Genomic DNA, 19,091 nt, shown 5'->3' with positions numbered 1-19,091 from the left:
GATGAAATTTAGTCAAATAAGTGATGCTTGTGTTAAATGTGGCAAATGTATACCTGTTTGTACTATACATGAAGAAAATCGCGATGAAATTACTAGTCCAAGAGGATTTTTAGATCTTTTAGCCGCTTATAAAGAGGGAAGTCTAGAGCTTGATAAAGAAGCTAAGAAAGTTTTTGAATCTTGTTTTTTATGCACCAATTGTGTTGAAGTATGTCCAAGTAAATTAAGAGTAGATAATGCCATAGAAGAAGTTCGTTATGATATAGCTAAAAAATTTGGTATAGCTTGGTATAAAAAACTTATTTTTTTCTTTTTAAGAAGACGCAAAATTTTAGATTTGGTAGCTAAGCTTGGCTATGTGTTTCAAAGTTGTGCGTTTAAAATTCAAAATGAGAATGAAAATACAGGTATGAAGGCAAGATTTTCCATGCCTTTTGTTAAAAAGGGAAGATTGCTTACAAGTTTTAATAAAAAAAGTTTCTTAAATTCTAATCCAAAATTTATCAATAATGATGGAGAAAAAACAATAGGTTTTTTTGTAGGTTGTTTGGCGAATTATTTTTACATAGATACGGCTAATGCAGTGCTTAAAATCGCTAAGGAATTAAAAATCAATGTGGATTTGATGAAAGAACAAGTGTGTTGTGGAGCGCCGCAATTTTTTACGGGTGATTTTAAAAGTGTTGAAGTTTTGGCTAAAAAAAATATTGAGTATTTTGAAAAAAAATTAGAAAAATTAGATGCTATTATAGTTCCTGAGGCCACTTGTTCGGCTATGTTAAAGATAGATTATGAACATTTTTTTATAATGCAAAATGATTTAGACTGGGCAAAACGCGCAAAATGTGTGTCATCTAAGATATATATGGCTAGCGAGTATTTTTATAAATTTACTTCTTTGGAAGAAATTTTAAAAACAAAAAATAAATTTAATTATAGTATTACTTATCACGATCCTTGCCATGCAAGAAAAATGCAAGGAGTTTTTAAAGAGCCAAGAGAACTTTTAAAAACAAATTATCATTTTGTAGAAATGAGTAATTCTAATACTTGTTGCGGTTTTGGCGGGGTGAGTATGCAAACGGATTATTATGATAGAGCTTTAAGTGTAGGGCTTAAAAAAGCACAAATGATCGATGAAAGTAAGGCTAGTGTGGTAAGCGCCGAGTGTTCAGCTTGCAGAATGCAAATTTCAAATGCATTAGAACAAAATTCAAGCAAGGTTGTTTTTGTTAGTCCTTTAGAACTTATAGTAAAAGCTTTGTGATGATGAAGATAGTATTTAAAGGCAAAAGTTCTGAATACGAAATTCAAAGATCGTGCTTTTGTGTTGATGCTTTTGTGATTAAAGATAAGATTGAAGAACGAGATGGCGTTGATTTTATCACTTCAAATGTAGATCTTTTGGAATTTAGTGATGACAGTTTTACTTTTGAAGAAATTGTAAAACATTTTAATATTTGTGATACTGAAGATATGATTATCGTTGAAGATTTTGACATGAAATCAAACAAAGATAATCAAAACCAAGAAGATGATATAGAACACAACATCTTAAAATCCGAAAAAATAATGCATGAAAACACAAAACAAACAAGTATGCAATTTAAAAATTTAAAATTTTTTTCAAGAATTTTTAAAAATGAAAATTTTCTTTCTGATTTTAAAGAAAGTAAGCAAGAAGTTGTTACTATCAAAAAACATGAAAAACTTGAAATTTTTAAAAATTTATCTCAAGAAGATCAAGAAATTAGCTTTGTTAAAATTGAAATTTTAAATTATGATAGTAATGAAGATAGTTTAATTTTTAATCTTGATATATTTCCAAGCGGTATGAGCTATAAGTACGGAATTTTAAAAGGCTCTATGCATATTATTTTACAAGGTAAAACTTCTAGTACGATGCTTTTTCCGTTTTTAAAAAGTATGATTTATAAAAATAAAAGCGAAAATTCAAGTGAAAAAATTTTTACTTTAATGATAAATCAGAAAAAACACTATAAGCTTATCGCAAATCTTTCTTAGTTTTATTTTATTATATTTTCTATATTAGAGCGATTTTTTTCAATTAAAGAGCGATTTTTTTGAGTTGTTTCTTTAAGATCGGCTATATCTTCTTTCATATTTTGTATGTTTTGGTTGAGTAATTTTATCTTTTTTTCATAGCGAGTAACGATGATAAAGACTACAAATAAAAATATAATAATCAAAAAAATAAATGCTAAAAATTCCATATTTTTCCTTTTTAAAACTAGATTTTGAAATATATCATTTAAATACTTCAAAAAACTTTTACGGGTTTTTTATTTTGTATTTTAGTTTTTTTATCTTTAAACTTATATATAAATTTTCAAAAAGTAACAAAAAAATATATAAAAAAATAATTAAATTAAAAAAATAATTAAAGATAATAAATATCTTATTTTTTTATGTTATATTTTAATAAATATCTAAAAAGGATTTTAATATGGAAAAATCACTTTTATTTCATTTTAGACGCATTGGAGTTGAATTTATAATTTTTAGTGTTTATGCTGTTTTTAGTATCTCTTGGGCAGCGACAGGGTCTTTAATGCCTTTGATTTCAAATGATCTTGCCCTAAATACTCAGCAAGCTACTTTAATCACTAGCATGATAGTAGTTGCGAAAATTTTTGGTGCTTCATTTACTGCTTTTTTGGTTTATAAATTCGGATTAAAAAAGGGATATTTTTTAGGCTGTATTTTAATGAGTTCGGGTATCTTTTTAAGTTTTGTAGATAGTTATAGTGGTATTTTGGTTATAAGATTTTTAACAGGGCTTGGTTCAGCTTGTGCTTTAGTTTGCTTAGTGCCTATTGCACAGCAATGGTTTGAAAAAAAGCTTTGCATTTTGTAATTAGTTTTAATATAACTTCAAATTTAGTAGGCATTACTCTAGGACTTATTTTAGCTGAAAGTATCTCAAATTATTTTGGAAATTGGAGAGATTCTTTATCATTTTATGCTTGGATTAATTTGATTTTATTGATTTTGTGGCTTTTTGTAGGTAAAGATGAGAATAAAAAAGAAGAAAAAAAGAATAATGCAAAAGATCTTATTTATGCTCTAAAATCTCGTGTTACTTGGGGTATGATTATTTTTTACATAGGGCCTATTTTATTTTTAAATTCTCTTTTTACTTTTTTACCAACTTTTTATGCGCAATATGCAGGTTTTAGTAAAGAATTAGCTGATTTTGCTAAAAAAGAAATTCCAGCCTTGGCTAATTTTGCTATTATTTTTGGTCCTTATCTTGGATTATTTTTTAAAAGAAAAAATATTTCTTTTAAAATAATGCTATTGTCTGGAGGAGCGTGTATTTTTATATGCGGATTTTGCATGTTGTTTTTACAAAATTTAGTATTGATACAGATTTTTGCTGTGTTATCAGGCATTTTTTATTCTATGTGGTTTCCATTTTTCTTTAATCTACCTTCAGAACTAAAAAATTCCAATCCAAATCAAACTGCTTATATTATGAGTGCTTTTTGGAGTATTACCTTTGTTATACTATCATTTAACCTATGGGTAGTATCTTGGAGTGTTGATAAAACCCATAGTTTTACTTTGGGTTTTGTTTATATTTTTGCTTTGATTTTTATTTCAGCGATCTTAGCACAATTTGTTTTGCCTAGAAGAGAAAATTTTATACAAGGAGAAAAATAGAATGAATTTAATTCCAGAAATACTAGACTTACAAGGCGAATTTGAAAAAATTCGTCATCAAATTCATGAAAATCCTGAGCTTGGTTTTGATGAATTATATACTGCAAAATTAGTGGCACAAAAATTAAAAGAATTTGGTTATGAGGTTTATGAAGAAATAGGAAAAACAGGCGTTGTGGGGGTTTTAAAAAAGGGAAATAGCAATAAAAAAATAGGACTTCGTGCAGATATGGATGCTTTGCCTTTGCAAGAATGCACAAATTTGCCTTATAAAAGCAAAAAAGAAAATGTAATGCATGCTTGCGGTCATGATGGACATGCTACTTCTTTATTGCTTGCTGCAAAGTATTTAGCAAGTCAGAATTTTAATGGTACTCTAAATCTTTATTTTCAACCTGCTGAAGAGGGTTTGGGTGGCGCTAAGGCGATGATAGAAGATGGATTGTTTGAAAAATTTGATAGTGATTATGTTTTTGGATGGCATAATATGCCTTTTGGTAGTGATAAGAAATTTTATCTTAAAAAAGGTGCGATGATGGCTTCTTCGGATAGTTATAGCATTGAAGTTATTGGAAGAGGTGGTCATGGAAGTGCTCCAGAAAAAGCAAAAGATCCTATTTATGCTGCTTCTTTGCTTGTGGTGGCTTTGCAAAGTATAGTATCTCGCAATGTTGATCCTCAAAATTCAGCAGTTGTAAGCATAGGAGCTTTTAATGCAGGACATGCTTTTAATATCATTCCAGATATTGCAACGATTAAAATGAGTGTTAGAGCATTAGATAATGAAACTAGAAAGCTAACTGAAGAAAAAATTTATAAAATTTGTAAAGGTATTGCACAGGCTAATGATATAGAGATTAAAATCAATAAAAATGTTGTTGCACCAGTGACTATGAATAACGATGAAGCTGTGGATTTTGCTAGTGAGGTTGCAAAAGAATTATTTGGCGAAAAAAATTGTGAATTTAATCATCGTCCTTTAATGGCAAGTGAGGATTTTGGATTTTTTTGCGAAATGAAAAAATGTGCCTATGCTTTTTTAGAAAATGAAAACGACATTTATTTACATAATTCTAGTTATGTTTTTAATGATAAGCTTTTAGCTAGGGCTGCAAGTTATTATGCGAAGCTAGTTTTAAAATACTTAAAATAAAAACTAATCTAGAATTTCAAGCACAATTTCTTCCTTTAAACCTTTGATTTGAATTTCTTTGAGTTTTAGGTTTGAAGGAAGGTTTGCTAAAAGCTCTTTATTGTTTTTTACTTGGTTTTTTGCACTTATGGAGAGTAAAATTCCCCTATAAGCTTTAGCAAAATGACTGATGACTTTACCATTTTTTACAAATTTATAAGTATAAAATTTCTTTTTTGGGGTGTAGAATTTATCATAAAATCCTGCTCTAAGGTCAAGTATTTCCTCATTTTCTAAGTATGCATCTAAGGCTTTACTAAAATGTTCTTTATAAAATTTCTCTATGGCAAAATTTCCTATTTTAGCCCCTTGCTTGAATTTATAAAAGGGTAGGGTATCATTAGCTCTTACAACGCCAAAAAGATTAGAAAATATAAGAGTATTTTCTAAAATATAAGCTTGGCTTTTTTTATCTAAGGCTTTAAAATTAAGATATTCATAACTTACCCCAGTGTAAAGCAATATAGCTTCTTGAGTGGGAGCTTGTTTTAAGTCGTGTTTAAATTTATCAATTTCATTTTCATTTTTAATGCCAAAAAGTTCTTGTAAATTCTGTAAACTTGCGTTTTTGATAAATTCTTCATAATGCTTTAAAGCTTTTATTCTATAAGGAAATAATTCTTTAAATATAAATGAGTTTTCATTGATAGGATTTTTTACGCAATTTTCATTTTTGCTTTCACTAGGGGAGAATAAAATTTTCATTTTAGCCTTTTTTGTTAATATTATGAAAACATTAAGAGCAAAGAATTTAATCTTGCTTTTAATGTTTTTGAAGTTTTTATCATTTTAAAATTTAAAATGACGCTCCGCCCATTAACATAGAAAACATGATAAATGGAAGTATAATTTTTAACGCTTCTGTGGCGTCTTGATTGTTGATGCTTAGTTTTTCTATGCTGTCGATTCCCTGTGTGCTATAGTCACTAACAGGGATGTTTTTAAATTTTAAATCAAGATTGAGTTTATAATCATCATTTTGAGTGATATTGTTTAAAATAGCTAAAGCTTTATCAAAGATTAATGCTTGTTCTTCATTTTGACTTTGAGCTTTTAAGGTTTGTAAATTTTCCTTAGCAGTTGCTATATAGCTACTAAATACGCCTTCGGTTTTAAGAGTTGAATCAATTTTAAAATTATTTAAGATGATGTATTTTTGGATTGTATTGCTAAAATCTGAAGCTTGTTCGTAGTTTACCATATTAAGAAGTTCATTGATAGCTTGTTCATCCATAGCTAAAGTTTGAGTGTTAAATTTTATACCCTTAGAATCAAGGTAATTAAGTAAATCTTCTTTTAGATTTATATTTAGATTTGTATTGAAATTTAATTTTGCGTTATAAAATTTTATATCAAGATTATCTAGATAATTGTTTTCTTGTTTGTTTATGGAGTTATCAAATGATAAAGTATAAGAATCCGAGCTTAATTTATTGATAAAAGAGCTGATTTTTGGATCTTGTTGAAATAAGCTTGCATTGATGTCACTAACAACTTTTTCTCCAAGTTTAAAATCTTCAAAAACCAAATTTGATTGTATGCTTTTTTGGTTTTTAAAAAGATCGTTGTAATATTCTTTAATGCTAATTGATGTATTTGTTTCGCCTTTGTAAATTTCATTTGAGCGAATTTTGATATTTTTTGCTTGAAATAGTTCTTGATACTCATCGTTATTATCTTTTGCAAGAGTTTTGAAATTTGGACTTAAACACGCTATAAAATCACCATCTGCATTGCATTTAAAATCTGAGAATTCAATCTTTATTCCAGAATCCTGAGAAAGGCTTGCAATTTCTTGTTTAACTGTTTGATTTAGTTGATTTTCATATTTTTTAACTGTTTTTTCATCTATGGAATTTCCGCAAGCTGAAAACAAAACAGCTATTCCAATAGAGAGAAAAATACCTTTTTTCATAGTTTTCTCCTTAAAAATTTAAAAAAAAGATTATATCTTTTTTTACTTAAAATTTAAACAATGCTAAAAGAGAGTGTGAGATTAATTACATTTTTACACATAGGAAAATCTTTTTAGTTTGTTTCAAATGCATTATTTATAATTTTAAGTATAATTAACTTTGCAATTATTATATATTTTTGCAATAGCTTTAAGCTTATTTTTAAAGAAAGGAAATGTATGAAAAAAATACTTCTAAGTGTTTTAACGACCTTTGTTGCAGTAGTATTGGCTGCTTGTGGAGGAAATTCTGACTCTAAAACTTTAAATTCTCTTGATAAGATCAAGCAAAATGGAGTTGTTAGGATTGGGGTATTTGGCGATAAACCACCTTTTGGTTATGTGGATGAAAAAGGAAACAATCAAGGCTATGATATAGCTTTAGCTAAACGCATAGCAAAAGAACTTTTTGGCGATGAAAATAAGGTGCAATTTGTTCTTGTTGAAGCTGCAAATAGGGTTGAGTTTTTAAAATCAAATAAAGTAGATATTATTTTGGCTAATTTTACTCAAACTCCAGAAAGAGCCGAGCAGGTTGATTTTTGCTTGCCTTATATGAAGGTAGCTTTAGGCGTAGCTGTACCAAAGGATAGTAATATAACTAGCGTAGAAGATTTAAAAGATAAAACCTTGCTTTTAAACAAAGGCACAACAGCAGATGCTTATTTTACGCAAGATTATCCTAATATTAAAACTTTAAAATATGATCAAAATACCGAAACCTTTGCCGCTTTGATGGATAAAAGAGGCGATGCTTTAAGTCATGATAATACCTTACTTTTTGCTTGGGTGAAAGATCATCCTGATTTTAAAATGGGTATCAAAGAGTTAGGTAACAAAGATGTTATCGCACCAGCGGTTAAAAAAGGCGATAAAGAACTTAAAGAATTTATCGATAATTTGATCATCAAACTAGGCCAAGAGCAGTTTTTTCACAAGGCTTATGATGAAACTTTAAAAGCTCATTTTGGAGATGATGTTAAGGCTGATGATGTAGTGATTGAAGGTGGAAAAATTTAATAAAGGGCTTTTTGCCCTTTAGTTGATTTAGGATAAAATATGCAAAAAAAATACAAAAATATTATTTATGCTTCTTTGGGTGGAATTTTAGAATTTTATGATTTTGTGCTTTTTGCCTTTTTTTTGGATATTTTTGCTAAGGTATTCTTTCCGCAAAATGATGCTTTTTGGATGCAGATAAATGCTTATATAGCCTTTGGTGCTGCTTATTTAGCGCGTCCTTTTGGTTCTATTGTGATGGCACATTTTGCTGATAGATATGGAAGAAAGAATATTTTTTATATTTCTATGCTTTTGATGGTTTTGCCTAGTTTTGCTTTAGCTTTTTTACCAAGTTATGAAAGTATAGGTATATTTGCTACTTTGATTTTATTTACTATTCGTATTTTGCAAGGTTTAGCCGTTGGAACTGAGGTGAGCGGAGCTTGGATTTATGTGAGCGAATTTGTCAAAGGGCGTCAAATTCCTTTAGCTCTTGGTTTTATTTCAGCGACTTTAACCATAGGTTTATTGCTAGGAAATATTGCCACTTTAGGCATAAGATCTTATTTTACCCCAGAAGAAGTTCAAAGCTATGCTTGGAGAATTCCTTTTATCATAGGAGGATTTTTTGGAATTTTAGCTTTGTTTTTAAGAAATAAACTCAGCGAAACTCCAGAATTTATAAAAGTTCAAAATGAAAAGAAAATTTTAAATTTTCCATTGTTTGAAGCTTTAAAAACTCATAAAATGAGTATGCTTGTTTGTTTTTTAATGACCATGGTTTTAACAAGCGGTGTGGCAACTTTGATGATTTTGCCTAAGTATTTTGAAAGTCTTTTAGCTATGAGTAAAACTTCTGCTTTATGGGTGCAAAATTTTGCTATTTTAGCGGTGATTTTTGGAGCTTTATTTCAAGGTTTTTTAGCAAGCAAATGGGGAAGCTATAAAATTTGCTCTATTTTTAGTATAGCTTTTATTATCTTTGGTATGTTTTTTAGTTTTTATGATGAGAATTTTTTATTTTATTTTTTACTGGCTTGTTTTGCACAAGGTATTATTACTTTCGCGCCTGTTTTTATGACGCAAATTTTTAAAAGCGAACTTAAATTTAGTGGGCTTAGTTTTGCTTATAATATTTCTTATGCGATTTTAGGCTTTTTAACCCCTTTTATAGTTAATGCTTTTTATAAAGAGTATTTAGGTATTTATCTTGCTATAGTGGGATTTTGCTCCTTGCTTTGTGTGTTTTTGTTAAAACGCGTTTTTGCAAGAAGCAAGATTAAAGAATTAAGCATTGTCTTTTAAAACTTCAAAAACAACCTTAGATATTTTTTCAACTGAAGCGATTTCACAATGCTCATCAGTTGAATGAGGATTATGGATATTTGGGCCTATAGAAGCACATAAAAGCTCTTGTTTTTTCTCTATAATACCACACTCAAGTCCTGCATGGATAGCTGAAACTTTGGCATTAGGCGATACTTTTTTAAGTGCTTTAAAAACCATGTCGCTAAGTGTGTTTGGTTTGCCTTCCCAAGGCGGATAGAAATTAAAACTTCTTACTTTAAAATCAAAAGCTTTGAAAAATTCTAAAGTTTCAAATTCTACTTGCTTAAGCCCATCAAGTATATTAGATCTTGCAAAAAGTGCAAATTTGATTTGTTGGTTTTCCATTCTTAAAGTAGCTAGGTTAATACTTGTTTGAACCATGCCTAGATTTTCATCATAAGCTCTAACTCCATGAGTGAAAGAATTTATAAGACTTAAAAGTTTTTTGCTTTGATCGCAAATTTCAAATTCGCCTTCTTCTTTAAATTCGCATTTTATCCAGTTGTTGCTTTTTACTTCATTTTTAAAATGCACTAAAGCTTTGGCGTGTTTAGGTATAGAATTGATTCTTTCTCCACCTTCAAAAGAAATGATTTCTCCTTCATTTTCTTGTATGAATTTAGCCATTTCTTTGATGGAACTTTTTTCGTTGCGTATGATATTTATGCCTGAGTGTCCACCTTTAAAATTTTGTGCACAAAGCTCATAAATTTTACCTTTTTTTCTAAGGGTATTAAAAGACAAACTTGCTTCTATATCTACTCCACCTGCACAGCCTATCATGATCTCATCATCGCTTTCATGATCTAAATTTAAAAGCATTTTAGATTCTAAAGTGTGCTCGAGTGAATTCACTCCCATGAGTCCTACTTCTTCATCGTTTGTAAAAAGACACTCTAAATTTTCAAATTCAGCCATAGCGCTCATCATGATGGCTATACCTATACCATTATCTGCGCCAAGACTTGAATTTTTGGCTCTTAAAAAGCCATTTTCTTCATAAACTTCTAAGTTTGGTGCATCACCCATGCAGACCATATCATAATGGCTTTGTAGACAAATTTTTGGTTTGCCTTTTATGGCATGAATATTTCCTGCTTTATCTACACTCACTTTAAAGCCTTTATCTTTAGCATAAGAGCTTAAAAATTCTTTCATTTGTTCTGTTTCATAACTGCAATGAGGAATTTTGCATAATTGTTTAAAATTTTCTATAACATTTTGCATTTTATCTCCTTTGTTTTGATAAAATTATGGCATATTTTTTAAAATTTAAAGGCAAAATGATTAAAAAATGAGAATAAATTATAAAAAAATATTTAATCTGAGAAAATTACTAAGTGATCCAAAAAAACTTTTTTCTGTATTAATCTTCACTCTTGTAGTTGTTTTTATCCAGAACTATATTGCCCAAAATTCTAGTTTTGAAGGAAAAGTAGTTAGAATTATTGATGGAGATACTATAGAAGTTAATCATGAAAACAAACTCGCTAGAATAAGATTTTTTGGTATAGATGCACCAGAACTTAAACAAAGTTTTGGAAAGCAATCAAAAGAAGCTTTAAGTAGAATTTTAAGCGGCAAACAAGTTGAAATTATTTATAAAAATAAAGATACTTATGGTAGAATTGTTGCTATTGTAAAGCTTAATGACGTTGATATTAATCGATTTTTAGTAAGCAAAGGCTATGCTTGGGCTGATACTTACTATAGTAACGCTTATATCAAAGAACAAGAAAATGCTAAGAAAAATCATTTAGGTCTTTGGAAAGAGAGTAATCCTATAGAGCCTTATAAATGGAGAAAACACAATAAATTCTAAGGAAAAACATGAAAAAATATACTTTAATGATACTATTAGCTTTAGGAATTTCTGGATGTTTTGTAAATGAAAGAGGGATTTCAAATCGTTTTTATGATGATTGTAAAGAGTATTATGATGGAAGCGGAACTTATCATAAGGATTGCCCAAAAAATTGGGTGGATATTAAAATGACTCCTTGATTATTTTCCACCCACAGAGGCCATTAATGCAGCTGCTACGGCTTCTGGATTGTTGATTTTGGTACCTTGTTCTTGATTTTCGGTAGGTTTAACAGTATTAAGTGGCGGACGCTTGAGTTTAAATATATGCTCATCGGTGCTAACAACTTGTATCGTTCCTTCAAACATTTTAATTTCTTTAACATGCCCAACCACTTTTACATCTCTTTTTTTGGAGGTTTCGTCAAAAAGTGCATGAGCTTCAAGTTCTAAAACATCGCCTAATTTAAGCGGAGCATAAAAAAAACATTTTGATCCAATAATCACTGAAAATTCTTTATTGATAGAGGCTTGTGCTACATAGTTTGCCGCAGCGAAAATAAAGGCATCAAAAATCAATCCTTGATCATCTGCTACCATTTCGCTTGTGGTTATTAAAATTGATTTGGCATAGTTTTTATCAATTTCTATAATGGTTCCAGCAAGCGAGGTGTTTAATTCAGGACAAGTGAGTAATTCTGCTCTAACACGAGATATATCTTCTGCAGATGCGTATTCTTCAAGTTGTGCATATTCTTCAAAATTATCTTTTTTTGCCATATCTAACCTTTAAATTCTACTTATCTACTTCAAAATATCTAAATTTCAATATCGGCAAAAAAGAAAAAGAATTTATATCTTAATGCGTATATAAACTCTTTTAGGTGCTTCATAGCCTTCAATGGTAAGATTTTTATCCTTTGGATCTAAGAAATTTTCCAGCGAAAAAGAGTCTATCCATTCTGTTTTTCTTTGTTCGTTTTCATCGGTTTTTTTTGTAGCCAAAACTTCAAATTCTTTAAATCCTGCTCTTTCGCACCAGTTTTTTAATGCATTAATGCTTGGTACAAAATAAATATTTGGAATTTTAGAATAAGTTTTATTAGGTACAAGAGCAATTTCTCTTTCATCTTCTATATACATGGTATCTAAAAAAACAACTCCATTTTTATTAAGTCCTGCTTTTAAATCTTTTAGCATTTTTATAGGATCACTTCTATGATAAATCACCCCAAGACAGAAAATCACATCAAATTTCAAGCCATAGTTTGGAAGATCTTCTACGCCTAAAAGTTCGTATTTTATAGGAGTTTTAGCTAAAGCATTGATGAGTTCAAATTGCAAACGGTATTTGATAGAAGGATCAAAACCTATGAGTTTTGCAGGATTAAATTCAAGCATTTTAAACATATAATAACCATTATTACAGCCTATATCAGCAACGCATTTTTGAGAAATTTCGTTCATGAAAGGCTTTAGAATGTTGAATTTAATAAAACTTTGCCATTCCGTATCGATGAAAAGATCGTCTATTTTAAAAGGACCTTTTCTCCATGGTTTAAGTTCTTTTGCTATAGCTAAGATTTCATCTTTGGCTTGAGAATTTGTAGATAAATTCACGCTATCATCTAAAGAAAAATTACAAGCAAGATTGAGAGCTTTAAGTTCTTGAATTTTAGCATATAAAGGGTGATTTAGAAATTGTTTTTCGAGTAAATTTTCTTGCATTTTTATCCTTGACATTTGCTTTTAATGCTAAATTATAACATTAAAAGCTTTTATGGCAATATAAATCTCATATGCATTAAGTATTTGATCAAAAATAAATTTTTAAAAACTCAAAAATACTTCCCAAAGCTCACATAAGCTTTAGAACTATAATCATCATCTAGTTTATACTTCTTTAAAGCTCTAGCTAAATCAAGCTTAACATAAAAATTCCCTGTTTTATTATAAAGCAGTTGTAAACCATAAGCATCCATATAGTTTGTATAAGAATCATTCTCATACCAAGAATAACCTATATCATAAAAAGGAGTGATATAAAAATCTTTTAAAGGAGTAGCCATTCTAAGTCCAAAGCTAGCCACTACAGCATTATCTCCTTCTCCATCTCCATTATTATAAGCCCTTACTCCATAAGGACCTCCTAAAGATATAGTTTCACTACTATCTAATGTAGCTCCATTGATAACTTGTTGATAATTTAAACTAAAAAGATGAGTAAAGGTATCATTAAAGAAATAAGCATTGTTAAGATTGACATTGAGTTTAGCAAATTTTCCAAATTCTACTCCACCTACTTTGCTTGTTCCTATACCTACTATAGTCATACCTTCATCTTTAACATTACCATAGCTTACATTAGCACTATAAGAAAAACTATCATTGCTAATGCCATTATAAACTCCTTCTATACCAAAGCTTATCGTATCAGAGCTTTTATCAAAGGTTAAAATATCAAATTTAGAATCACTAAGTTTTTTATGATAATAGCTTGAAGTTAAATAAAAAGAATTATAAGTCGTAATCCACAAAGGATATTTTAAATCTATACCTAGATTTTCAGAAGTTCCTATAAAGTCAAATTCTCTCCAAATTCCCCCTAAAGCATAGTTTCCTTTAGAATAACTTGGAGTGATTTTTAAATTCCCTAAGAAAAGTAGTATAGCTTATACCATAGTTAGTTTGTGCTTCATCGCTTCTTTGCAAATAAGCATTAAGACTATCTCCTTGATGAGCTATGTTATTAAAACTCATACTAGCACCACCCCTATATCTACCTGATTCTTTTATACCGTAATTATCTCCATAAAACAATACAGAAACAAAGCTATCACTAGGGGTAGTTTCTATCACTACATCTGTTTCACCTGGATTATCTCCTGCTTTTAAAGAAGCAAGGGTTTGTATGCCATACATTTCATTGACTTTATAAACTGCATCTTCTACTAATTTAGTAGTGATGATTTCACCTTTGTGATTAGGTAATTTACTTTCTATAGCATAATCTCTTACACTAGAATTGTTTTGAACCACATATTTACCTAAAACACCTAAGGTGATATTGATTTGAATTTGATCTTTTAGTTCTTGTTGTGGGATATAAGCTGTAGCAGCAGGATAACCACTAACTTGAACATAATAAGAAATGATATTGGCTATATCTTGTAAGTCTTGAACTGAAATACTTTCTTTTTTGTAATCGTTTAAGGCTTCTTGTAAAACTTGCTCATCTAAACCTAGATCTTTAAAGTTTATGTTTTTATTGGTAATATGAAAGCTAAAGCTAACTTTATGAATTGATTCTTCTTTAGAAGTATTTTTTAAAGAAGGAGTGTTTGAATTTGGGGTTTTAGTTTTTAAAGTATTATCATTAGACAAGTTAGGTTGATTTTTTTGAGTGTTGTTATTATCTTTTTGAATGTTTTTCTTTGTGTTAGTGGTTTTTGAATTATTATCATCACTAGTATTAGAATGATCTATGATAATCACTCCATCTTTTACTTTTAAAGTGTTATTGTAGTTTTTTAAGTTAGCATCTTCTTTATAAGGAGATTGTTCTAACATTTGTATGGTTTTTTTATTATCTTTAGTATCACTAGCATAAAGGCTTAAGATAGCTAAACTAGATAGTAAGATAATGCGTTTCATTTAAATTTTCCTTAGTGTTTGTTTGATTTTTAATCTTTAAATTTTGTTTGTTTTATTAATTTTTAACAAGATCCAAAAGGCTTTTAACCTTTTGGATTTTAATCATCTTGAGCAAGGATTTCCTGCTTTAAAATTATCCGATACTATACAAGCATTACCACTTTCTTGAGTGCTGCTTCATCTATACTTGCTTGTTTATCATCTTTATTGATATTTGGATCTTCATCTGTAGTTTGCATAAGCAAAGCTGTAGCAATGTCAGGCTCTTGTTGTCCTATGGTATCATTTGGGTTATTATTAGAACCGTTGTTGTTACCATTGTTAATATCACCTGAATCGGTTCCATCGTTTCCGTTGTTGGAACCACTATTGTTATCATTAGGCTTGTTAACAGTTTTATAATCTGCAAGATATTCTCCATTAACTGTGAGTTTATAACCATCTATGCTTACACTTGCTAAAGTTTCATTAGAACTTTTTAAGCTAGAATTATTACTTGCTGTAGTGCTTTCAAGGTTAGCTTCAGCATTTTTTAAATCATTATATGCTTTATCTAAAACAGTTTTTAAAGCAGTTATAGTTTCACTAGCATTACTACCCGTTACTCCACTTAAAGCAGCATTGTATTTTTTCACTGCTTCATTGTAAGCATCTACAGCTTGATCGTAAGCTTTTTGAATATTTTTTTGTTGTTCGGTTATTTTAGGAATTTGAGAAAGAATTTCCTTTGTTTTAATAATGGCTTGATTAGCTTTTCCTAGATTACCATAAGAATTTCCCAATACTTCCTTTAAAGCGTTTGCAAATGTTGCATTATTGCTATCTTGAGTTTGTCCATATAAAGCAGTAATAAAATCCATACTTTGATTAATGCTTGCTAAATCATCAGCTGTTAATAGTTTTCCATCTTTATAAAATTTGCTTAAATCTTCAATGTTAACACTAGAATTAAATTTTAAGTCATTAAATATAGAATTCATAACATTAGCGTCGATATCTGTTGAAGTTATTTTATCATTGGTTTCATAAACAACTTGGTTATTAGCAACAAACTGTTCGACTGGAGAACCTTTTTGAATACCATAATTCATACTTCCACTTGCAATAGAATAATTAGATTTCAATATAAAATATAATAAATTTGCCCTAAATGAAATTGGGTTATCAGATATAAATAAACCTACATTTTTATTCTCATCATGATGAGCCACTTCATTTCCTATCAAAGTGACATCGCTTTTACCTTCTATAACTCCTAGATTAATAACATTGCCATTTAATTTTGCAATTACAGGAGACAAACTTAATCCTAAACCAAATATTGCATCTGTGTCACTTACACCATTTGCAAATCTTTGCATATCTTCATTGCTAACTGATGAAGTGGACAAATACACTCTATTTGCATTAATACTTCCACCTTTACCCACTACTATACCATTAGGATTGATTAAAAAGATATTATTGCTTCCACCTTCTAGCTTTCCATCTATATGAGAGCTTTTAGAACCATAGACAATATTTAAGTAGTTATAGCCACTACCTTTAAAATTTACAGTTTCACCACTTGCTATATTAAAACCACCACCCCATTGGATAACAGAGTTTGTTTTACTTCCTGAGATATTCATAGTGCCATTGCTTGAACTTATACTTCCACTTGTTCCATGAGTGAACTTACCCCCACTTGGTAAAGCATAGCTTTGTGTAAAAAGTAAAGAACCTACAACTAAAGACAAAGAAAGTTTATTTAACTTTTTCATGACTTGCTCCTTTTTGTAAGATTAAGATTTAAGAATCTTTTGTTTATATTTATAAAAATACAAGCAAAAGATTCCTATCTTTAAGATAGGAATGATTTATTTTATCTTTGCGTAAATGCTTTTACCATCTTGGGATATTCTTACTTCATAAGAAAGTTTTTGTAAATTCATCTTTTTTAATCTATCTATAGAACTTAGTTTAAAATCTTCTTTGTTTTTTTGCATTTTTTCAATAAAGCTTTGAAGTTCTTCTTGATTTAAAGTATTAGAATTTTCATCTATAAAACCTTGCTCACTTTATAAGATTAAGATTTCTTTATTTTTAAGGTAGGGGTATTACTCTTTGAGGGTATAAAGAGCCAATACTTTCTCGCTAGAAATATTAATAGGAGCATCGTATGTGACTTCAAAAGGGGAGTTGTGTTGATTTTATTGGATACAATAAGATAATAATGCTCAAAGTTATTAATAATTCTAGCTTCAACTTTAGTATTTAAATCAGTCTATTGTTTTTACTTAAACTGATATCTGAAGGAGTTATAGCATTAGAAGCACTATAATTATCTTCATAATGTACTAAGGCTCCTGCTAATATATCTATGAAAGTGTTTTTAAATATATTAAATTCCCACCTATATAAGGTATTATTATAAGATTTAGCTTCACTTAAACCTGTAATGGCTGAAGGAGCTATAAAAATAGAATTGTTATTTTTATACTCATCAAGATTAAGATTGTTTATGATTAAGGTATTATCATGGCCATTGTTTGAAAGTCCAGCTATAATACTTAAAATCCCTTCTCTTTTATCTGAAGCTACACCCAATAAAGTATCATTGATAATGATTTTATTATAAGCAGCTTCATTATAAGCCATAATCAAATAAGCATTATCAGCTGCATTAGAAGAATAGTTTTTTATATCTATGGTATTATGATTGGCTTTATCCAAAGCTCTTATGATGATTTTAGAACCTTTATCTATATTACTTGCATCAGTAATGCTTTGAACATTGTTGTAATTTATAGTATTATAAGAAGCTTCTTTGGCTTCTGTTAATACAGTTAGATTTCTAAAAGAAGCAAAATCTTTAATCGATACTTTATTGTTATTAGCACTACTAGGATAAAAGTCTTGATTATTAAGAATATTTTTCTTAGCTGTATAAATGTATACAGGTAAGGTTGACATAGAATTATTAATATAAACTTTATTATAATCCGCACTGCCTTCTAAGGTTCTAGCAGCTACAATATTTAAAGCATCTTTATAGCTTTGAGAAAGATCGGTTGTGGTAAGATCGTTTTTAATGTTAATGGTATTATGATTAGCTCCTTTAGTTGCAAAGCCACCATAAAAAGAATGTTGGTTATAACCTAAGAAGTTATTAGCGATTTCTAAAGGATGTTTTAATTCTATGTTTAAGGTATTATAATTTGCTTCTCCATTATTAGAAGCTCCTGCATAGAAGTTAAACAAAGCTTGAGTAAAAATGTTCTCATTGTTTTTATCTTTTTTTAGGTTTTTAATATCTTTTAATATTGATAGTATTATCTAAGGCTTGTCCTTGTTCGGTTTTTCCACCCCAAAAATCAGCAAATAAAACAGAATTATAAGCTAGGGGTTGTTTATCATGGTTCATATATATATCAAGATTAAAACCATCTATGTCTAAAAGGTTTTTACTGGCTTGAAAGTTTTTATCTGTTCCACTATCTATATAACCTGCACTAATATGAGCAGCAGCTAAACTAGCATAAGCTTTGCTTGGACCATGGATAATCATATTAGCATCTTTGATAAAGATTTTATTGTTTTTTACATTGCCTTGATAAGCTAAACCACCTACAAGGTGAGTGATTCTTTCGTCAAAGGTATTATTACCATTTTTATCTTTTTTAGGTAAGGAAGTAAAAAACTCTACACTGCTACCTGCTTCTATATTTAAACTATTATTTGTAGAATCTCCATAAGTGGCTATAGCTCCAATTAAATAAGGAGCACCATTTAAGGCTAAATCATAAGTGTTCTCAACTCCCATACTAATATGAGCATCTTTTTGAAGTATGGTTTGGTTATAGCTTGCATTACCATAATGAGTAAAGGTAGAACTCATTAAGAAATTCATGCGTTGATTGCTTTTAGAATTACTAGGGTTTTTTATATGAGTATCTTTAGGTTTAAGATAAAAAACCGAACTAAGTTCTCCTTGTTCTAATATAAGTTTATTATAACTTGCATCAGCATGATCGGTTTTTACTGTGATTAAAAAAGGAAGCACTCTAACTGTTTTTATACTATGATCGGCTGTATTAACACCATGCCTTGCTTTAAAAGAAAGAACTTCATCTTCTCTCATATCAGGAGTAAGTAAATAATGTTTAAAATTTAAATCGTTTATATTTATAATATTTGGTTTAGGATTGTTATAAATTAAAGTAATATTGTTAATATCTTGTTTAGAACTCTTAGCATAATAATTTATACCTTGGAGTTTTTTATAAGTAGAATTGCTTTTATCATAAAGTTCGCTATCATTAAAATAATGCTCTGGGATATTGAAATTTCGATTGTCTGTAGTATTTGCTTGAGTGGCTGCAAAAGCGTTGATGCTTAAGAAGGTAACAATAGAAAGTCTAAAACAAAATTTCTCTATACCCCCCCCCGTGAAGTTAAAAAGCTTAATAGCTGGCATAGATGTCCTTG

17 protein-coding genes and 3 pseudogenes are annotated in these 19,091 nt (G+C 29.3%); 9 read left to right on the top strand and 11 right to left on the bottom strand.

Translation table 11 applies throughout. The features are described from left to right. The first annotated feature begins 1 nt into the window (after position 1). Complete coding sequence (locus tag AJN56_RS06020) at positions 2 to 1,267, top strand: (Fe-S)-binding protein (protein WP_002856666.1); 1,266 nt, start codon at positions 2 to 4, stop codon at positions 1,265 to 1,267. Continuing rightward, complete coding sequence (locus AJN56_RS06015; RefSeq protein ID WP_011812755.1) at positions 1,264 to 2,025, top strand: DUF5416 family protein; 762 nt, start codon at positions 1,264 to 1,266, stop codon at positions 2,023 to 2,025. The genes AJN56_RS06020 and AJN56_RS06015 overlap by 4 nt, the downstream gene beginning before the upstream one ends. Before the next feature lie 2 nt (positions 2,026 to 2,027). Here the strand turns inward: AJN56_RS06015 and AJN56_RS06010 are convergent, their stop codons facing one another. Further along, positions 2,028 to 2,234: a membrane protein gene (locus AJN56_RS06010; RefSeq protein WP_002853356.1), complete on the bottom strand. Its 207-nt coding sequence runs from the start codon at positions 2,232 to 2,234 to the stop codon at positions 2,028 to 2,030. A 233-nt stretch (positions 2,235 to 2,467) separates the two neighbouring features. Here AJN56_RS06010 and AJN56_RS08650 point away from each other — a divergent pair, with 233 nt between their 5' ends. The 3 genes from AJN56_RS08650 to AJN56_RS05985 are packed head-to-tail and all read left to right on the top strand — an operon-like array spanning position 2,468 to position 4,840. After that, positions 2,468 to 2,878 carry an MFS transporter gene (locus AJN56_RS08650; protein ID WP_011812754.1) on the top strand — a complete coding sequence of 137 codons (411 nt, stop codon included), beginning with the start codon at positions 2,468 to 2,470 and terminating at the stop codon, positions 2,876 to 2,878. Continuing rightward, the gene (locus AJN56_RS08645) at positions 2,866 to 3,687 is read left to right on the top strand and encodes an MFS transporter (protein WP_002853457.1); all 822 of its coding nucleotides are present in this window, start codon (positions 2,866 to 2,868) and stop codon (positions 3,685 to 3,687) included. Before AJN56_RS08650 ends, AJN56_RS08645 begins: the two co-directional genes overlap by 13 nt. A 1-nt stretch (position 3,688) precedes the next feature. Beyond that, on the top strand, positions 3,689 to 4,840 hold the full coding sequence (locus AJN56_RS05985) for a M20 aminoacylase family protein (RefSeq protein WP_002869228.1): 1,152 nt from the start codon (positions 3,689 to 3,691) through the stop codon (positions 4,838 to 4,840). A 3-nt stretch (positions 4,841 to 4,843) separates the two neighbouring features. On the opposite strand, the gene AJN56_RS05980 is transcribed toward AJN56_RS05985, so the two are convergent. Together AJN56_RS05980 and jlpA are read right to left on the bottom strand one after the other, a co-directional pair. Then, complete coding sequence (locus AJN56_RS05980; protein WP_002856021.1) at positions 4,844 to 5,584, bottom strand: YaaA family protein; 741 nt, start codon at positions 5,582 to 5,584, stop codon at positions 4,844 to 4,846. 91 nt (positions 5,585 to 5,675) lie between these two features. Next, the gene (gene jlpA, locus AJN56_RS05975) at positions 5,676 to 6,794 is read right to left on the bottom strand and encodes a lipoprotein adhesin JlpA (RefSeq protein ID WP_009882608.1); all 1,119 of its coding nucleotides are present in this window, start codon (positions 6,792 to 6,794) and stop codon (positions 5,676 to 5,678) included. A gap of 219 nt (positions 6,795 to 7,013) precedes the next feature. Between jlpA and AJN56_RS05970 the strand changes: the two genes are divergently transcribed. Then, on the top strand, positions 7,014 to 7,853 hold the full coding sequence (locus tag AJN56_RS05970) for a cysteine ABC transporter substrate-binding protein (protein ID WP_002869157.1): 840 nt from the start codon (positions 7,014 to 7,016) through the stop codon (positions 7,851 to 7,853). Positions 7,854 to 7,892: 39 nt separating this feature from the next. Further along, positions 7,893 to 9,140, top strand: coding sequence for an MFS transporter (locus AJN56_RS05965; protein ID WP_002855823.1), 1,248 nt, complete (start codon positions 7,893 to 7,895; stop codon positions 9,138 to 9,140). On the opposite strand, the gene AJN56_RS05960 is transcribed toward AJN56_RS05965, so the two are convergent. Next, positions 9,123 to 10,391 carry a M20/M25/M40 family metallo-hydrolase gene (locus AJN56_RS05960; protein WP_002856444.1) on the bottom strand — a complete coding sequence of 423 codons (1,269 nt, stop codon included), beginning with the start codon at positions 10,389 to 10,391 and terminating at the stop codon, positions 9,123 to 9,125. The genes AJN56_RS05965 and AJN56_RS05960 overlap by 18 nt on opposite strands. Before the next feature lie 67 nt (positions 10,392 to 10,458). On the opposite strand from AJN56_RS05960, the gene AJN56_RS05955 reads away from it, so the two are divergent. Further along, a complete protein-coding gene (locus AJN56_RS05955) occupies positions 10,459 to 10,986 on the top strand; it encodes a thermonuclease family protein (protein WP_002855917.1) in 528 nt (175 codons plus the stop codon). An 8-nt stretch (positions 10,987 to 10,994) separates the two neighbouring features. Further along, the gene (locus AJN56_RS05950; protein WP_002855981.1) at positions 10,995 to 11,168 is read left to right on the top strand and encodes a hypothetical protein; all 174 of its coding nucleotides are present in this window, start codon (positions 10,995 to 10,997) and stop codon (positions 11,166 to 11,168) included. On the opposite strand, the gene AJN56_RS05945 is transcribed toward AJN56_RS05950, so the two are convergent. The 7 genes and pseudogenes from AJN56_RS05945 to AJN56_RS05910 form a co-directional block, all read right to left on the bottom strand. Then, a complete protein-coding gene (locus tag AJN56_RS05945) occupies positions 11,169 to 11,747 on the bottom strand; it encodes a hypothetical protein (RefSeq protein ID WP_002854139.1) in 579 nt (192 codons plus the stop codon). A 72-nt stretch (positions 11,748 to 11,819) separates the two neighbouring features. Then, positions 11,820 to 12,710: a tRNA 5-methoxyuridine(34)/uridine 5-oxyacetic acid(34) synthase CmoB gene (gene cmoB, locus AJN56_RS05940; RefSeq protein WP_079263677.1), complete on the bottom strand. Its 891-nt coding sequence runs from the start codon at positions 12,708 to 12,710 to the stop codon at positions 11,820 to 11,822. Between the two features lie 95 nt (positions 12,711 to 12,805). Next, positions 12,806 to 14,537 (bottom strand): annotated as a pseudogene (locus AJN56_RS05935) (ShlB/FhaC/HecB family hemolysin secretion/activation protein). A 58-nt stretch (positions 14,538 to 14,595) separates the two neighbouring features. Continuing rightward, positions 14,596 to 14,736: pseudogene (locus AJN56_RS05930) on the bottom strand (hypothetical protein). Between the two features lie 28 nt (positions 14,737 to 14,764). Then, positions 14,765 to 16,384 carry a filamentous hemagglutinin N-terminal domain-containing protein gene (locus tag AJN56_RS08640; protein ID WP_250539083.1) on the bottom strand — a complete coding sequence of 540 codons (1,620 nt, stop codon included), beginning with the start codon at positions 16,382 to 16,384 and terminating at the stop codon, positions 14,765 to 14,767. Positions 16,385 to 16,480: 96 nt separating this feature from the next. Continuing rightward, the gene (locus tag AJN56_RS08905) at positions 16,481 to 16,609 is read right to left on the bottom strand and encodes a hypothetical protein (protein ID WP_002853440.1); all 129 of its coding nucleotides are present in this window, start codon (positions 16,607 to 16,609) and stop codon (positions 16,481 to 16,483) included. A gap of 111 nt (positions 16,610 to 16,720) precedes the next feature. Beyond that, positions 16,721 to 19,041, bottom strand: a pseudogene (locus AJN56_RS05910) (hypothetical protein). Positions 19,042 to 19,091: the final 50 nt, after the last annotated feature.

Source organism: Campylobacter sp. BCW_4319 (genome assembly GCF_001764435.1).
GTDB classification, from domain to species: domain Bacteria; phylum Campylobacterota; class Campylobacteria; order Campylobacterales; family Campylobacteraceae; genus Campylobacter_D; species Campylobacter_D jejuni.
Note: the sequence above shows the minus strand (reverse complement) of the source record. Positions and strands in the feature narration are given on the sequence as shown.

Coding starts and splice junctions, on each gene's coding strand:
- AJN56_RS05950 (WP_002855981.1), top strand. CDS start 10,995: ATGAAAAAATATACTTTAATGATACTATTAGCTTTAGGAATTTCTGGA.
- AJN56_RS06020 (WP_002856666.1), top strand. CDS start 2: ATGAAATTTAGTCAAATAAGTGATGCTTGTGTTAAATGTGGCAAATGT.
- AJN56_RS08640 (WP_250539083.1), bottom strand. CDS start 16,384: ATGAAAAAGTTAAATAAACTTTCTTTGTCTTTAGTTGTAGGTTCTTTA.
- AJN56_RS05980 (WP_002856021.1), bottom strand. CDS start 5,584: ATGAAAATTTTATTCTCCCCTAGTGAAAGCAAAAATGAAAATTGCGTA.
- AJN56_RS08905 (WP_002853440.1), bottom strand. CDS start 16,609: ATGCAAAAAAACAAAGAAGATTTTAAACTAAGTTCTATAGATAGATTA.
- AJN56_RS05945 (WP_002854139.1), bottom strand. CDS start 11,747: ATGGCAAAAAAAGATAATTTTGAAGAATATGCACAACTTGAAGAATAC.
- AJN56_RS05960 (WP_002856444.1), bottom strand. CDS start 10,391: ATGCAAAATGTTATAGAAAATTTTAAACAATTATGCAAAATTCCTCAT.
- cmoB (WP_079263677.1), bottom strand. CDS start 12,710: ATGTCAAGGATAAAAATGCAAGAAAATTTACTCGAAAAACAATTTCTA.
- AJN56_RS05955 (WP_002855917.1), top strand. CDS start 10,459: ATGAGAATAAATTATAAAAAAATATTTAATCTGAGAAAATTACTAAGT.
- AJN56_RS08650 (WP_011812754.1), top strand. CDS start 2,468: ATGGAAAAATCACTTTTATTTCATTTTAGACGCATTGGAGTTGAATTT.
- jlpA (WP_009882608.1), bottom strand. CDS start 6,794: ATGAAAAAAGGTATTTTTCTCTCTATTGGAATAGCTGTTTTGTTTTCA.
- AJN56_RS05965 (WP_002855823.1), top strand. CDS start 7,893: ATGCAAAAAAAATACAAAAATATTATTTATGCTTCTTTGGGTGGAATT.
- AJN56_RS05985 (WP_002869228.1), top strand. CDS start 3,689: ATGAATTTAATTCCAGAAATACTAGACTTACAAGGCGAATTTGAAAAA.
- AJN56_RS06010 (WP_002853356.1), bottom strand. CDS start 2,234: ATGGAATTTTTAGCATTTATTTTTTTGATTATTATATTTTTATTTGTA.
- AJN56_RS05970 (WP_002869157.1), top strand. CDS start 7,014: ATGAAAAAAATACTTCTAAGTGTTTTAACGACCTTTGTTGCAGTAGTA.